The organism is Mammaliicoccus fleurettii, assembly GCF_003970575.1.
GTDB classification, from domain to species: Bacteria; Bacillota; Bacilli; order Staphylococcales; family Staphylococcaceae; genus Mammaliicoccus; species Mammaliicoccus fleurettii.
Window position 1 is genome coordinate 53,623 of sequence record NZ_RXWZ01000050.1, and the last position, 14,694, is coordinate 68,316.

The following is a 14,694-nucleotide window of genomic DNA, read 5'->3' on the forward strand; positions in this document are numbered from 1 at the left end:
AATTGGCAGTGGATCAAAACGTATTAGTTTTAGGTGCAGCAAGTGGTGGTGTCGAATGGGGAACAGCATTATTCACATTAATCACATTTATCGTCCTGTTAGCTTTATTAAAAAAGTTTGCTTGGGGACCGTTGAAATCAATCATGGATGAGCGTGAAAACTCTATCAACAAAGATATTGATGATGCTCACGATGCAAAAGTAAAAGCTAAAAAATTAGAAGAAGAAAATAAAGATTTACTTAGAAAGACTCAAGAAGAAGTACAAACGATTCTTGACGATGCTAAACATCAAGCAAAAACACAACAAGAGCAAATTATCAATGATGCGAATGTTAAAGCAAATGGCTTAGTACAATCAGCTCAAGCAGAAATTCAACAAGAAAAACAAAGAGCTATTTCTGAAATAAACAACAGAGTTTCTGAACTTTCTGTACTAATTGCTTCTAAAGTAATTAATAAAGAAATTTCTGAACAAGACCAAAAAGACCTTGTTGAAAAATACATTAAAGAGGCAGGGGATAAATAATGGCGAACATAAGTCAAAAATATGCCCAAGCACTATATGATGTAGCAGAAGAACAAAACTTAACAGATGACATTTTAAATGAGCTTGATCAAATAACAATAAGCGTTAAAGGTCTATTAAGTGAAGTAAGAGCAATTGATAATAATCCTAAATTAGCAAAAAATGAACGACAACAATTTGTAGAGAACGTATTTAAAGGTGTTTCCAAACCATTATTAAATACATTATTCTTACTAGCTAATAATAGTAAATTATCTTTAATTCCAGAAATTGATGGAGATTACAGAAAAATTTACAATCAGGTACATAGTCAAGATTTAATGAAAGTGGAATCTGTCTATCCATTATCAAATGAAGAGTTAGATGAAATTGGTAAAGCATTTATTAAAAGAACGGGTTTGAAAAAACTCATATTAGAAAATCAAGTTAATGATTCACTAATTGGTGGCATTCGAGTATCCATTGGTACAAAAGTTTACGATGGCTCAATTCAGAATGATTTAAATCAATTAACAAAATCATTTCAACAAATGAAATAATATTAAGGAGTGACATAGATGGCCATTAAAGCTGAAGAAATCAGTGCTTTATTACGCTCTCAAATAGAAAACTATGAGTCAGAAATGTCAGTTACCGACGTTGGTACAGTAATCCAAGTCGGAGATGGTATTGCATTAGCTCATGGCTTAAACGACGTTATGGCAGGCGAACTATTAGAATTCCATACTGGCGTTTTAGGTTTAGCACAAAACTTAGAAGAAAATAATGTAGGTATCGTTATTTTAGGACCTGCTGAAGGTATTAAAGAAGGCGACGAGGTTAAACGTACTGGTCGTATTATGGAAGTACCTGTAGGGGAAGAATTAATTGGACGAGTTGTAGACCCATTAGGACAACCACTTGATGGACAAGGTCCAATCAATACGTCAAAAACACGTCCTGTTGAATCACCAGCAACTGGTGTAATGGATCGTAAATCAGTTGACGAACCTCTACAAACTGGTATTAAAGCAATTGACGCACTAGTACCAATTGGACGTGGACAACGTGAGTTAATCATTGGAGACCGTCAAACAGGTAAAACAACAGTTGCAATTGATACGATTCTTAACCAAAAAGACGAAGATATGATTTGTATTTACGTTGCTATTGGTCAAAAAGAATCTACTGTACGTACTGCGGTTGAAACATTACGTAGACACGGTGCTTTAGATTATACAATAGTTGTTTCTGCATCAGCAGCACAACCAGCACCTTTACTTTATATCGCACCTTATGCTGGTGTAAGTATGGGTGAAGAGTTCATGTTTAATGGTAAACATGTATTAATCGTATATGATGATTTAACTAAACAAGCAGCAGCTTATCGTGAGTTATCTCTATTACTTCGTCGTCCGCCAGGTCGTGAAGCATACCCAGGTGATGTATTCTACTTACACAGTCGTTTATTAGAGCGTGCTGCTAAATTGAATGATGATTTAGGCGGTGGTTCAATTACAGCGTTACCATTTGTTGAGACACAAGCTGGAGATATTTCATCTTATGTTCCTACAAACGTTATTTCAATTACAGACGGACAAATTTTCTTACAGTCTGATTTATTCTTCTCAGGTGTAAGACCTGCTATCAATGCTGGTTTATCAGTATCACGTGTTGGTGGTTCTGCTCAAATCAAAGCTATGAAAAAAGTAGCAGGTACATTACGTCTAGATTTAGCATCTTATCGTGAGTTGGAATCATTTGCTCAATTTGGTTCTGATTTAGACCAAGCTACTAAATCTAAATTAGAGCGTGGTAAACGTACTGTTGAAGTACTTAAACAAGATCAAAACAAGCCATTGACTGTAGATCGTCAAGTCGTTATTTTATATGCTTTAACTAAAGGTCACTTAGATGATATTCCAGTTGAAGATATTACACGATTTGAAGATGAATTCTTAAATTGGATTGATGCTAACGCAAGCGATCTATTTAAAGAAATTCGTGAAACAAAACAATTACCATCAGATGATAAATTTGTTTCTGCAATCGATGCATTCAAAAAAGTATTTAATAAATCTCACATAGAGTAATATTAAGCTTTAAATAAAAGGTGGTGAAATTGTGGCTTCACTAAGAGAAATCAAAGGAAGAATCACTTCTACGCAAAAAACGAGTCAAATTACTAAAGCGATGAATATGGTGTCGAATTCTAAATTGCGTAAAGCAGAAGAGAATGCTCATGCATTCCAACCTTATATGGATAAGATTCAAGATGCAGTAACGGCAATAGCTTCTAAAAGTTCAGATGTTTCACATCCAATGCTAAAGACAAGAGCTGTTAAACGTTCTGGTTACTTAGTTATTACTTGTGATAAAGGACTTGCGGGACCATATAGCGCTAATATTTTAAAAAATGTAGTAAATGATATAAAAGAAAAACACAACAATAATGAAGATGAATATGCAATTATTGTTGTAGGTCGAGTTGGTCGAGATTTCTTTAAAGCTAGAGGATATAACGTAGTTGAAGAATATGTAGGCTTATCAGACCAACCAACATTTAAAAATGTTCAAGCATTAACTGAAAAAGCTGTAGATTTATTTACAGAAGAATATTATGACGAGTTAACAGTTTACTATAGTCATTTTGTAAGTGTTCTTGAACAACAAGTGAAATCGAAAAGAATCCTTCCTTTATCTGATGAAGATACTGGAAAAGGTTCAAGTATGATGGCTGGTTATGAATTTGAACCAGATAAAGAGACAATATTAAAAGTTATCTTACCGCAATATACAATTAGTTTAATCTATGGTGCATTATTAGATGGAAAAGCTAGTGAACATGCCTCTAGAATGACAGCTATGAAGAATGCGACAGATAACGCTTCAGAATTAATAGATGATTTATCATTACAATATAACAGAGCTCGACAAGCTGCAATTACTCAGCAAATTACTGAAATTGTCGGTGGAGCAGCAGCACTCGAATAATGATTAGGAGGAATTTACATGGGATTAGGCCGAGTAACGCAAATTACAGGGCCAGTTATTGACGTTCGATTTCCACATGGTGAATTGCCAGAACTTAATAATGCATTAACAGTTAAAGTAGACCGCCCTGATGGCAAAAGCTTTGATTTAGCATTAGAAGTTGCTTTACACCTTGGTGATGATGTTGTACGTTCTATAGCAATGGCGTCAACTGACGGTGTTAAACGTGGACAAGAAGTTACTGATACAGGCAGAGCTATATCGGTACCTGTTGGTGATGCTACGTTAGGTCGCGTTTTCAATGTATTAGGTGAAAAAATTGATTTAGGTGAAGAAATTGATGAAAGTGTGCGTCGTGACCCAATTCATCGTTTAGCTCCTAAATTTGAAGATTTATCTACAAAAGTAGAAATTCTTGAAACAGGTATTAAAGTAGTAGACTTATTAGCACCTTATATTAAAGGTGGTAAAATCGGTTTATTCGGTGGTGCCGGTGTTGGTAAAACAGTACTTATTCAAGAATTAATCAATAACATCGCTCAAGAACATGGTGGTATTTCAGTATTCGCGGGTGTTGGTGAACGTACTCGTGAAGGTAACGATTTATACTATGAAATGAGTGATTCAGGCGTTATTAAGAAAACGGCAATGGTATTCGGTCAAATGAACGAGCCACCTGGTGCCCGTGCAAGAGTTGCACTTTCTGGTTTAACAATGGCAGAATATTTCCGTGATGAACAAGGACAAGACGTATTGTTATTCATCGATAATATCTTCCGTTTTACACAAGCAGGTTCAGAGGTGTCAGCGCTATTAGGTCGTATGCCTTCTGCAGTTGGTTACCAGCCAACATTAGCTACTGAAATGGGACAATTACAAGAACGTATTACATCTACAAATAAAGGATCAGTTACATCTATCCAAGCGGTATTCGTACCAGCCGATGACTATACTGACCCAGCGCCAGCAACTGCTTTCGCTCACTTAGATGCAACAACGAACTTAGAACGTAAATTAACTGAAATGGGTATCTACCCTGCAGTTGACCCATTAGCATCAACATCACGTGCATTAACTCCTGAAATTGTTGGAGATGAACATTATGATGTTGCGCGTCGAGTACAACAAACTTTACAAAAATATAGAGAATTACAAGATATCATTGCTATCCTTGGTATGGATGAGTTATCTGATGATGATAAGAAAACTGTAGAACGTGCACGTCGAATTCAGTTCTTCTTATCTCAAAACTTCCACGTAGCTGAACAATTTACTGGTCAAAAAGGATCTTATGTACCAGTTAGCCAAACTGTACAAGATTTCAAAGCAATACTAGAGGGACAATATGACCATATCCCAGAAGATGCTTTCCGATTAGTCGGTGGTATTGAAGCAGTTCTTGAAAATGCTAAAAACATGGGTGTAGAGGTCTAATAATAATTAGGAGGAATGGAAAATGAATACATTTACCTTAGATGTTGTCACTCCTAATGGATCTGTTTACTCAGCAAAAGAAGTAGAACTTGTTGTTTTACATACTGAAACTGGTGAGATGGGTGTAATGGCTGGACATATTCCAACTGTTGCAGCTTTAAAAACTGGATACGTTAAAGTAAACAAAACAAGTGGTACAGAGTATTTAGCTGTTTCCGAAGGATTTGTTGAAGTAAGAACCAATAAAGTTACAGTTCTAGTTCAATCGGCTGAAACTGCCGAAGAAATAGATAAAGACCGTGCGATTAATTCTAAAGAACGTGCTGAAGAACGATTGAATAGTAATCGAGACGAAGTTGACTTTAGACGTGCTGAACGTGCACTTCATCGTGCGATTAATCGAATTGAAGTGGCTAAATTTAGATAATATTTTAAGAGGCTGAGACAATTAATGTCTCAGCCCTTTTTATACTATAGAAGGGATATTTTGTTATGGAATATTATGGTCAATTAGGTATAATAGGACTCGTTTTACATGTTATCTGTGTTTGTCTTGCATTTTGGGCACTACAGGGCATTCGACTAGAATTTATTTTTAAGAAAAACCATATTGCGCAAGCTCAAACATTTATTATTATTTTATCGATTTTATTAGGCACATCTGTAAGTCGTTTTATTTTAGATATACTCCAATATTCGCTACAATTAAAATTACTATTCTAATAACACTAGAAAATACATAAATAAATGAAAAAAGAACAAAAAAGTAGTATAATGTTTTGGTGATGTTTATGAATCAAGGAAAATGTGTATTTAATATATATATACGTTTGTAAAATAAATTATAGTAAAGTTTTTTTGGAGGATAAATATATGGATAAAATCGTCGTAAAGGGCGGAGCGAGTCTTAATGGCACAGTCGTAGTCGAAGGGGCAAAAAACGCAGTACTACCAATATTAACAGCTACACTTTTACCAAGCACTGGTCAAAGTGTATTAACTAATGTACCTAAGCTAAGTGATGTTGATACAATAAATACTGTTTTAACACATTTAAATGCAGATGTAGAATATGAAGCAGATAAAAATACTGTTAAAGTTGATGCATCAAATATTTTAAAAATTGAAGCACCATATGAATATGTAAGCAAAATGAGAGCCAGTATATTAGTAATGGGACCATTATTAGCAAGAGAAGGTCATGCTAGAGTCGCATTACCAGGTGGTTGTGCAATTGGATCTAGACCAATCGAACAACATTTAAAAGGCTTCGAAGCATTAGGTGCAGAAATTGAGCTTCATAATGGATTTATTGAAGCAACGACACCTAACGGACTTAAAGGTACGAAAATCTATTTAGACTTCCCTAGTGTTGGTGCTACTCAAAATATTATGATGGCAGCTGTATTAGCGGAAGGTAAAACGGAAATTCAAAATGTTGCTAGAGAGCCTGAAATTGTAGACTTAGCCAATTATTTAAATGAAATGGGTGCACAAGTACATGGTGCAGGCACTGATACAATAAGAATCACTGGAGTACAACAATTACACGGAGCAGAACATTCAATTATTCCAGATAGAATTGAAGCAGGTACGTTTATGATAGCTAGTGCAATTACTAGAGGTAATGTGAACGTAATTGGTGCAATTAGAGAACATATGACAAGCTTAGTTTCTAAATTAGAAGAAGCTGGTGTTCAAATTACAGACATTGAAGATGGATTAAATATCCAAGTTCCAGGAGAAATTAAAGCGATTGATATTAAAACGATGCCTCATCCAGGTTTTCCTACAGATATGCAGTCACAAATAATGGCATTATTATTAACTGCTAATGGAACGAGTAAAGTAACTGAAACTGTATTTGAAAATAGATTTATGCATGTTGAAGAATTTAAACGCATGAATGCTGATATATTCATAAATGGTAGAAGTGCAATGGTTACTGGAAACAGCAAATTACAAGGTGCTGAAGTTAAAGCCACTGATTTAAGAGCTGGAGCATCTTTAATACTTGCAGGATTAGTATCTGATGGTTATACAAATGTTACAGAACTTAAACATTTAGATAGAGGTTATGTTGACTTTCATGGTAAACTTAAAGCATTAGGTGCGGACGTAGAACGTATTAATGATCAAGGGAAGTTAAACGATAAAGCGAGGGTTTAGTATGGCTGAAACACAATCATCAAGGTCTGACGATAAAAAAAGAAAGTCACCATATAAAAATTTAAAAGAAAAACTTCAAAAAAATAGGGTAGAAACAATTCAAGGAGTGGAAGTTGAGCATAGAGTCATTCCACTATGGATTAAATTACTTATATTATTGGTATTAATGATTTTGTTATTTATTGTTGGAACTATGATTGGGTATGGTATACTTCATAATCCATTTGGGGTATTTAATCCTGAAACTTGGCAACACATCTTTGATTTAACTGGAAGGAGCTCATAATGGAGACAATATATGACTTTAACGAAATTAAAAAAATAATTCCACATCGTTATCCATTTTTATTATTAGATAGAATAGTAGAATTAGAAGATGGTAAACGTTGTGTAGGTATTAAACAGGTAGCAGGAAATGAACCATTTTTCCAAGGACATTTTCCTGATTATGCTGTAATGCCAGGTGTTTTGATTGTTGAAGCACTAGCACAAACTGGAGCAGTAGCAATGCTACGTTTAGAAGAAAATGAAGGTAAATTAGCTATGTTTGCAGGCATTGATAAATGTCGTTTTAAAAAACAAGTTACACCTGGTGATACTTTAAGACTAGAAGTAGAAATAAATAAAATTAAAGGTCCAATAGGAAAAGGTACTGCTAAAGCTACAGTAGATGGAGAAATTGCGTGTAGCTGTGAAATTAGCTTTGCTATTGTAGATCAATAATAAAAAAAGAAAGAACAGATATCTGTTCTTTCTTTTTTTATATATTGCTTTTTTCGTCTTTTAATTTTGGCTTAGATTGCATTAATCTGTTAAATGATGTTTTAAGCTCATCACCTGATATCCCTTCGTCAATAAGTTGCTCTAGCAATCTTTCTGCATAGACTTGTCTTAAAGTATAAATATGGCATTCAAATACAACTGAAATATTTTCTTCAAGAGGTTGGATATATTTAATAGTTGCATCAAATAATGCTGGATCATTAGAAGGTCTTGTAATTACAACTCGCGTATCAAGTAATGTTTGATTATCGTGATAATCTTTCATTTGATCATAATGGATATCTGATATTAATATTTCTAGTAGCCAACCAGTTCCACTGTTTTCTTTATTAATGATAATACCATCTAATAATTCAAACTCCGTAATTTGTTCATCGTTTACAATTTGAAAGCGTACAGCTTTAAATGTTTTCATAAACATCCCCCTTATAGTTAAATCTACGAATGTTTAACTTTGCTTTCTATTATAAAGGACTTTTAAGTGAAATAACAATAATCAATAAATAAAGTGAAAAAAGAGTTTTCAATTTTTATAATTATGGGCTTTGACGAAAAATATCCATCTCATTATATTATAAGTATAAGGAGGTGAGCATATGTTAAATAAATCTGTATTAGTAGGGCGTTTAACAAAAGATCCTGCGTATTTCAAAAAGGGAGATATCATGATATCCACTTTCTGTTTAGCTGTTGAACGTGGCTATAAAACAAAAGAAGGTACTATTGCGGTTGATTTCATTGTGTGTAAGGCTTTCGGCAAGCTTGCTTATAATATTCACGAATATACTAAGAAAGGGCAACTTGTTGCTTTAACTGGACAAAGTCAGTCTCGAGCATATATTAAAGAAGATAAGAAACAATATATAACAGAAATAATATGCGAGACAATTAAATTTTTAAACATGCCTGCATCAAGTAAGTCAGTTATTCCACAGTCTAAAGAGGAGATAAGTGACTTAATAAGTGAAAGTGCTGAAAGTTATTCTAAAGATCTTTCTTCTAAAGTAAACAAAGAAAAGTTAAGAGCAGAAAATACTGCAAAAGAATATAGTGACAGTAATATAGATGACGAATTATACAATCAATATAGTAACGTTGTAAATGTCATTAAAAAAGTAGAAGAAAGCGAAAATAATGAAAATACATCTTCTAAATCAAAAGTTCCATCTTCATAGAAATATGCTTCAATTATGCTTTCGAATTTAAAAATCCTTTCTGTTTATTTTATATAATTCTTGATTCTAAATTCCAGAACTTGCTGTCTTGCTGTAGGGCAGCAAGTATACATATGTTACATTAATTGTTTAATAAATTACATATAGATGACAAATTGTCTGATAATTAATTTTACTCAATCTTTATAAATACTTTAACAAAGGCTTTTATACTTAAATATCGCTAGATTTCACTTAGAAATACGTGTAATCTAACTGTAATATAAGGTGTTGTTTTTTCATATACCTGTAACCTATGACATAAAAAATAATGGTATAGTTTAGAAAGTAAAAATCATATAAAAAGTGAAAACCTTACGGGAGGAAACATTCAATCATGAAAAAATTATTAGCAGTTTCAACAGCGGCAATTGCAGTTACTACAGGGGTAACAGCTACAGCAGATGCAGCAACTCATACAGTTAAATCTGGTGATACTTTACATAGTATTTCACAACAATATGGTACATCAGTAAGTGCTATTAAAGCAGAAAACGGTTTAAAATCTAACTTAATCTTACCTAATCAAGTAATTAAAGTTAACGAAGCTAAAGCAGCTACAGAATCAACTACAGAATATACTGTAGTTTCAGGAGATACTTTAGGTAAAATTGCATCTAAATATGATGTAACTGTATCTCAATTAAAAGCATGGAACAACTTATCTTCAGACTTAATCATTGTTGGACAAACTTTATCATTACAAGCACCAGCTCAATCAGCTGTTCCAGCTCAAGCTCCAGTAGCTCAACAAGCGCCAGTTCAACAAACTAAAGAACAAGTTGCAGCTCCAGCTCAACAACAAAGCTACCAAGCGCCAGTACAATCTTACAAAGCGCCAGCTCAACAAGCATATAAAGCACCAGCTCAACAAAGTTACCAAGCGCCAGCTCAAAGAGTAAGAACTACTCAAACATCAACAGCTAGCACTGGTGGATCAACTAAAGCTCAATTCTTAGCTGCAGGTGGTACTGAAGCTATGTGGAATACAATTGTATTACCAGAATCAAGCGGTAATCCAAATGCTGTTAACGAATTAGGATATAGAGGTCTTGGTCAAACTAAAGAATCATGGGGAACAGGTTCAGTTGAACAACAAACAAAAGGTATGTTAAATTATGCGAAACAACGTTACGGTTCTGTTGACGCTGCATTATCATTCCGTTCTCAAAATAACTGGTGGTAAGCCATACACTTTATTTAAAAGTGAATTAATATATTAATCCAATCGTCTAGGAAATATCCTAGGCGATTTTTTAATTTGACCGTATCTCTTCAATTTGATAATCTTTAATTAACTGAATAGATGAATGACTACTAGGGGCGCCTGTTGGCTGAGATGATTTTATCAGTCCCTTAACACTTGATTTGGATAATGCCAACGTAGGGAAGTGGTCAATTAGCGTATTATACTACACTTAATTGACTTCTTTTTAACGAAAGAGGTCTTTTTTTATTAAGTAATAATCAAATAGTATAGATTTTATAAATATGAAAATTAAATTTGAGGTGGCGTATTATGAAAAAACCAAATATAGCATTAACAATAGCTGGAACTGATCCAACGGGTGGAGCGGGTATAATGGCTGATTTGAAATCTTTTCAAGCTTCAGGGGTTTATGGTATGGCTGTAGCAACAAGTATTGTTTCTCAAAATACTTTAGGCGTTCAAGATGTTTATCATTTGCCCGTAGAAGTAATTGAAAGTCAGTTGAAGAGTGTCTTCGATGATGAGCAGCCACATGCAATTAAAACAGGTATGATAGCCTCTCAAGAGATGATGAATGTCATTAAACCATTTATTGCACAGTCAGGTAAGCCTTATGTTATTGACCCAGTAATGGTTGCCAAAAGTGGTTATGCCTTGATGGATGACAAAGGGAAAAATAAACTTAAAGAAATATTATTGCCACTTGCTACAGTTGTTACGCCAAATATTCCAGAAGCGGAAGATATAACTGGCTATAAAATTCAAACAGAAGATGAAATTAAGAAAGCTGGTGCTTTTTTCTTAAATGAAATTGGGACTAATGGTGTTGTCATAAAAGGTGGCCATCTTGAAGGTGATGCGATTGATTACTTATTTACGAAAGATGGAATGAGAAGTTGGAAGAGTGAAAGATTCAGTACACAGCATACACACGGCACAGGATGTACATTCAGTGCTGTTATAACTTCCGAGTTAGCAAAAGGTCATTCAATAGAACAAGCAGTCGAAGTAGCTAAAAGATTTATAACTTTAGCAATTCAATATACACCAGAAATAGGTAAGGGAAGAGGACCAGTAAATCATTTTGCATATCAAAAAATAGAGGGATTAGATTATGAGTAAATTAAATAATATAAGAGAAAACAGTCCACTAATTGTGTGTTATACAAACGATGTAGTAAAGAACTTTACAGCGAATGGGTTAATATCTCTAGGTGTTAGTCCAGCAATGAGCGAAGAACCAGAAGAAGCTCAAGAATTTTCAAAAGCTGCAGGTGCGTTCTTAATTAATATAGGTACAATCACAACAGATAAAGCTTATGATATGAAAGAATATGCAGAAATCATGCATGAAAACGGTGTGCCAGTCATTCTAGATCCAGTAGCGGTTGGTGCATCACAACTAAGAAAAACTTTTTGTAATACTTTATTAAATGATGAAGTAGTTGACGTAATTAGAGGTAATGCTTCAGAAATATTAGCACTCATCGAAGACGATACAATGATGAAAGGAACAGATAGTGATGCTTCATTAGATGCTATTAAAATTGCTAAAAAAGCCCATCAACAATTAAATTTACCTATTATATTAACTGGAAAAGTGGATGTTATAGCTTGTGATAATAAAATCATAGCATTGAATAATGGAAGTGAAATGTTAACTAAAGTTACTGGTGGAGGTTGTTTATTAGGTGGTGTTGTAGCTGCATTTTTATCAAACGAAAAAACTATAAAAATTGATCATCTAGAAGAAGCACTATCTACTTATAATGTTGCAAGCGAAATAGCTAGCCAACAACCAGGTGCTCATTTGCCAGGGACATTTCAAATTGCTTTGATAGATCAATTACATGCCATAACTGATGAAATAGTAGCAGAAAATAAGAAAGTGAAAGTAGTGAAATAAATGTTTGATATAAATAAATTAAAAGTATATTTTATCGCTGGCAGTCAAGATACACCAGATAGAAATTTATATAAAGTAGTTAAAGAAGCTTTAATAGGTGGCATCACAATGTTTCAGTTTCGTGAAAAAGGAACAAATAGTAAAAAGGGAATTGAAAAAGAAACATTAGCTAAAGATTTATTTGAACTTTGTAAAAAACATAAAGTGCCTTTTATTATTAATGATGATGTAGATTTAGCTTTGAAATTAAACGCTGACGGAATACACGTTGGTCAAGATGATCGCAATGTATCAGAATTTATAGATAAGTTTAAAGGGAAAATTATCGGATTAAGTGTCGCAAATAGCAATGAATATGAGAAATCGGATATTTCTGAAGTAGATTATATCGGTACAGGTCCAATACATTCTACAGTTTCTAAAGATGATGCAGGTAAAGAAGGTGGATATGACCTTATAAAAAATATTAGAAAAATCGATAATGAAATTCCAATCGTTGCAATAGGTGGTATTACAGAGGCAGATGTCTTACCTTTAATAGATGCAGGAGCAAATGGTGTAAGTGTTATATCAGCAATTGCAAAAAGTGAAAAAATTGAACAAACTGTGAAGGGCTTTCATAATCAATATAAAATTCTTTAATAAAATTAATATATTGATTTATGTTGTCATCATTCTATGATAGAATAACCTTTATGTGAGTATATCAATAGAGGTGGAAAAATGAAGAAAAAAGCTTTGTGGCCATTATTATTCGGTATAATGGTTGTGCTAGCTGGCTGTGATTATTCTAAACCTGAGAATAGGGATGGATTCTTTTATAATACATTCGTTAAACCAATGGATAGCGTTATTCATTGGCTTGGTGCTAATTTGGATCACAACTATGGTCTAGCTATTATCGTTATTACATTAATTGTTCGTTTTGCGTTATTCCCATTTATGATGAAGACGTATAAAAACCAAAAATTAATGCGTGAAAAAATGAAACTTGCAAAACCTGAAATGACAGCAATTCAAGAAAAAGTTAAACGTGCTCGTACACAAGAAGAAAAAATGGAAGCCAATCAAGAAATGATGGCTTTATACAAAAAGCACGGAATTAATCCAATGAATATGGGTTGTTTACCAATTGTCATTCAAATGCCAATTGTTATGGGTCTGTTCTATGTATTGAAATACCCTACAGAAGGCGGGATTACAGAATATCCTCATTTCTTATGGTTTAATTTAACTCAACCAGATCTTTTCATTACAATTATTGCAGGTATTATATATGCACTACAAGCATTTGTTTCAATGAAATATGCCAATGTTCCTGATGAACAGAAAAACATGATGAGAATGATGATGTTCATTTCTCCAATTATGATTATCTGGATGTCATACATTTCAGCTTCAGCATTAGGTTTATATTGGGCTGTCGGTGGTGCATTCTTAGTAGTTCAAACATGGTTAGGTAACGTGTTCTACAACAATAAAGTTGAAGAAGAAATGAAACCTATTATCGAAGCACATGAAAAAAATCAACAAGAAGCAAACAAAGAAAAGAAACCAGCTAAACTAGTTTCTAACAAAAAGAAAAAGAAATAAATTTAAAAAAAGAGCTTAGGACATAAATATCCTAGGCTCTTTTTTGTATAGAATGGATATTTACAACGATTTTGTAAGTGCGGACGCCTGAGGGAATAGTATGCGCGAGAGACTACAGGCTCGAGCCATACCCTCTGGCAAATGCACGAACAAAATCGTAAGATACTTTTGAGTTAGGATTTATGTCCTTCTCCGTTCTTTGTAACATCCCATTCTTTATAGAATTGTTCTAAGAAGCTCTCCATATACGAATGTCGTTCTTGTGCAATTTCTTTTCCTCTTTCAGTATTCATCATATCTTTCAATAATAATAATTTTTCATAGAAGTGGTTAATTGCCGTATTTGGCTCATCATGGTACTGGCTTGAATTTAAAGTATTTAAGTTTCTAGGTTTCTGTGTTGAGATATGCATTGGTTCTTTAAAATGACCTGCATATTGAAATGTTCTCGCTATTCCAATTGCACCAATAGCATCTATTCTATCTGCATCTTGTACAATTTTACCAGCTAAACTTTTTAATTTGCCATTGTTTTTACCACCATTAAAACTCATGAATTTAAGTATATGAACAATTTCGTCTTGAATGTCTGAACTTAATTGCATTTCATTCATCCATTTGTATAATTGTTCCCAAGCTGTAGTAGTATCTTTAAATAATTTTTTATCCACAGAGTCATGTAATAGGCTAGCTAACTCTACAACAAAGGTATCTGCCTTTTCATAGTGTGCAATATCTAATGCGTGAAATCTTACTCTTAAAATATGTTCGAAGTCATGCCCAGTAGTATCTTGTTGATGTAGTTGTCTTACGTATGCTTCAGCATTTAAGATAATCTTTTCTTTATTCATCGTTTTCTCCTTAAAAAAGCAGATAGAAACGGAT

18 protein-coding genes and 1 riboswitch are annotated in these 14,694 nt (G+C 33.6%); of the genes, 16 read left to right on the forward strand and 2 right to left on the reverse strand.

From position 1 onward, the window contains the following. Positions 1-2 precede the first annotated feature (2 nt). The 10 genes from CD129_RS04465 to fabZ all read left to right on the forward strand — a co-directional run bounded on the left by CD129_RS04465 (position 3) and on the right by fabZ (position 7,826). Positions 3-527 carry a F0F1 ATP synthase subunit B gene (locus tag CD129_RS04465; protein WP_078358012.1) on the forward strand — a complete coding sequence of 175 codons (525 nt, stop codon included), beginning with the start codon at positions 3-5 and terminating at the stop codon, positions 525-527. Further along, a complete protein-coding gene (locus CD129_RS04470; protein ID WP_078358011.1) occupies positions 527-1,066 on the forward strand; it encodes a F0F1 ATP synthase subunit delta in 540 nt (179 codons plus the stop codon). Before CD129_RS04465 ends, CD129_RS04470 begins: the two co-directional genes overlap by 1 nt. A gap of 18 nt (positions 1,067-1,084) precedes the next feature. Next, positions 1,085-2,599 (forward strand): F0F1 ATP synthase subunit alpha, encoded by a 1,515-nt coding sequence (gene atpA / locus CD129_RS04475; RefSeq protein ID WP_078358010.1) that lies wholly within the window; start codon positions 1,085-1,087, stop codon positions 2,597-2,599. A gap of 31 nt (positions 2,600-2,630) precedes the next feature. Next, positions 2,631-3,500 carry an ATP synthase F1 subunit gamma gene (atpG, locus tag CD129_RS04480; protein WP_078358009.1) on the forward strand — a complete coding sequence of 290 codons (870 nt, stop codon included), beginning with the start codon at positions 2,631-2,633 and terminating at the stop codon, positions 3,498-3,500. A gap of 18 nt (positions 3,501-3,518) precedes the next feature. Continuing rightward, complete coding sequence (gene atpD / locus CD129_RS04485) at positions 3,519-4,934, forward strand: F0F1 ATP synthase subunit beta (protein ID WP_078358008.1); 1,416 nt, start codon at positions 3,519-3,521, stop codon at positions 4,932-4,934. Between the two features lie 22 nt (positions 4,935-4,956). Next, positions 4,957-5,361, forward strand: a complete 405-nt coding sequence (locus CD129_RS04490) for a F0F1 ATP synthase subunit epsilon (RefSeq protein ID WP_078358007.1) — start codon at positions 4,957-4,959, stop codon at positions 5,359-5,361. Positions 5,362-5,426: 65 nt separating this feature from the next. Further along, entirely contained in the window at positions 5,427-5,657 is a 231-nt protein-coding gene (locus CD129_RS04495; RefSeq protein ID WP_078358006.1) for a DUF1146 family protein, read from the forward strand. Positions 5,658-5,807: 150 nt separating this feature from the next. Further along, on the forward strand, positions 5,808-7,103 hold the full coding sequence (gene murA, locus CD129_RS04500; RefSeq protein ID WP_115337229.1) for a UDP-N-acetylglucosamine 1-carboxyvinyltransferase: 1,296 nt from the start codon (positions 5,808-5,810) through the stop codon (positions 7,101-7,103). Position 7,104: 1 nt separating this feature from the next. After that, positions 7,105-7,389 (forward strand): DNA-directed RNA polymerase subunit beta, encoded by a 285-nt coding sequence (locus CD129_RS04505; RefSeq protein ID WP_078358004.1) that lies wholly within the window; start codon positions 7,105-7,107, stop codon positions 7,387-7,389. Beyond that, a complete protein-coding gene (fabZ, locus tag CD129_RS04510) occupies positions 7,389-7,826 on the forward strand; it encodes a 3-hydroxyacyl-ACP dehydratase FabZ (RefSeq protein WP_078358003.1) in 438 nt (145 codons plus the stop codon). Before CD129_RS04505 ends, fabZ begins: the two co-directional genes overlap by 1 nt. 37 nt (positions 7,827-7,863) lie before the next feature. Here the strand turns inward: fabZ and CD129_RS04515 are convergent, their stop codons facing one another. Further along, the gene (locus tag CD129_RS04515; protein ID WP_115337230.1) at positions 7,864-8,301 is read right to left on the reverse strand and encodes a YwpF-like family protein; all 438 of its coding nucleotides are present in this window, start codon (positions 8,299-8,301) and stop codon (positions 7,864-7,866) included. A gap of 181 nt (positions 8,302-8,482) precedes the next feature. Here CD129_RS04515 and CD129_RS04520 point away from each other — a divergent pair, with 181 nt between their 5' ends. From CD129_RS04520 to yidC, 6 genes are all read left to right on the forward strand, one after another. After that, positions 8,483-9,061: a single-stranded DNA-binding protein gene (locus CD129_RS04520; protein WP_115337231.1), complete on the forward strand. Its 579-nt coding sequence runs from the start codon at positions 8,483-8,485 to the stop codon at positions 9,059-9,061. Positions 9,062-9,437: 376 nt separating this feature from the next. Then, a complete protein-coding gene (locus CD129_RS13580) occupies positions 9,438-10,286 on the forward strand; it encodes an aggregation-promoting factor C-terminal-like domain-containing protein (RefSeq protein ID WP_115337232.1) in 849 nt (282 codons plus the stop codon). A 123-nt stretch (positions 10,287-10,409) separates the two neighbouring features. Continuing rightward, a riboswitch (TPP riboswitch) is annotated at positions 10,410-10,507 on the forward strand. A 112-nt stretch (positions 10,508-10,619) separates the two neighbouring features. Continuing rightward, positions 10,620-11,432, forward strand: coding sequence for a bifunctional hydroxymethylpyrimidine kinase/phosphomethylpyrimidine kinase (gene thiD, locus CD129_RS04530; RefSeq protein ID WP_115337233.1), 813 nt, complete (start codon positions 10,620-10,622; stop codon positions 11,430-11,432). Beyond that, positions 11,425-12,216 (forward strand): hydroxyethylthiazole kinase, encoded by a 792-nt coding sequence (thiM, locus tag CD129_RS04535; RefSeq protein WP_115337234.1) that lies wholly within the window; start codon positions 11,425-11,427, stop codon positions 12,214-12,216. The genes thiD and thiM overlap by 8 nt, the downstream gene beginning before the upstream one ends. Beyond that, positions 12,217-12,858, forward strand: coding sequence for a thiamine phosphate synthase (thiE, locus tag CD129_RS04540; RefSeq protein WP_115337235.1), 642 nt, complete (start codon positions 12,217-12,219; stop codon positions 12,856-12,858). Between the two features lie 81 nt (positions 12,859-12,939). Further along, complete coding sequence (gene yidC, locus CD129_RS04545) at positions 12,940-13,809, forward strand: membrane protein insertase YidC (RefSeq protein WP_078357996.1); 870 nt, start codon at positions 12,940-12,942, stop codon at positions 13,807-13,809. A gap of 173 nt (positions 13,810-13,982) precedes the next feature. Here yidC and CD129_RS04550 read toward each other — a convergent pair whose 3' ends face one another. After that, positions 13,983-14,660: an HD domain-containing protein gene (locus CD129_RS04550; RefSeq protein WP_078357995.1), complete on the reverse strand. Its 678-nt coding sequence runs from the start codon at positions 14,658-14,660 to the stop codon at positions 13,983-13,985. Positions 14,661-14,694 lie beyond the last annotated feature (34 nt).

What these genes read in the sequence shown, in the direction of transcription:
- murA (WP_115337229.1), top strand. Translation starts at nt 5,808, where the DNA reads ATGGATAAAATCGTCGTAAAGGGCGGAGCGAGTCTTAATGGCACAGTC.
- yidC (WP_078357996.1), top strand. Translation starts at nt 12,940, where the DNA reads ATGAAGAAAAAAGCTTTGTGGCCATTATTATTCGGTATAATGGTTGTG.
- CD129_RS04470 (WP_078358011.1), top strand. Translation starts at nt 527, where the DNA reads ATGGCGAACATAAGTCAAAAATATGCCCAAGCACTATATGATGTAGCA.
- CD129_RS04490 (WP_078358007.1), top strand. Translation starts at nt 4,957, where the DNA reads ATGAATACATTTACCTTAGATGTTGTCACTCCTAATGGATCTGTTTAC.
- CD129_RS04505 (WP_078358004.1), top strand. Translation starts at nt 7,105, where the DNA reads ATGGCTGAAACACAATCATCAAGGTCTGACGATAAAAAAAGAAAGTCA.
- fabZ (WP_078358003.1), top strand. Translation starts at nt 7,389, where the DNA reads ATGGAGACAATATATGACTTTAACGAAATTAAAAAAATAATTCCACAT.
- CD129_RS04520 (WP_115337231.1), top strand. Translation starts at nt 8,483, where the DNA reads ATGTTAAATAAATCTGTATTAGTAGGGCGTTTAACAAAAGATCCTGCG.
- atpA (WP_078358010.1), top strand. Translation starts at nt 1,085, where the DNA reads ATGGCCATTAAAGCTGAAGAAATCAGTGCTTTATTACGCTCTCAAATA.
- CD129_RS04495 (WP_078358006.1), top strand. Translation starts at nt 5,427, where the DNA reads ATGGAATATTATGGTCAATTAGGTATAATAGGACTCGTTTTACATGTT.
- CD129_RS04515 (WP_115337230.1), bottom strand. Translation starts at nt 8,301, where the DNA reads ATGAAAACATTTAAAGCTGTACGCTTTCAAATTGTAAACGATGAACAA.
- thiE (WP_115337235.1), top strand. Translation starts at nt 12,217, where the DNA reads ATGTTTGATATAAATAAATTAAAAGTATATTTTATCGCTGGCAGTCAA.
- atpD (WP_078358008.1), top strand. Translation starts at nt 3,519, where the DNA reads ATGGGATTAGGCCGAGTAACGCAAATTACAGGGCCAGTTATTGACGTT.
- CD129_RS04550 (WP_078357995.1), bottom strand. Translation starts at nt 14,660, where the DNA reads ATGAATAAAGAAAAGATTATCTTAAATGCTGAAGCATACGTAAGACAA.
- CD129_RS13580 (WP_115337232.1), top strand. Translation starts at nt 9,438, where the DNA reads ATGAAAAAATTATTAGCAGTTTCAACAGCGGCAATTGCAGTTACTACA.
- thiM (WP_115337234.1), top strand. Translation starts at nt 11,425, where the DNA reads ATGAGTAAATTAAATAATATAAGAGAAAACAGTCCACTAATTGTGTGT.
- thiD (WP_115337233.1), top strand. Translation starts at nt 10,620, where the DNA reads ATGAAAAAACCAAATATAGCATTAACAATAGCTGGAACTGATCCAACG.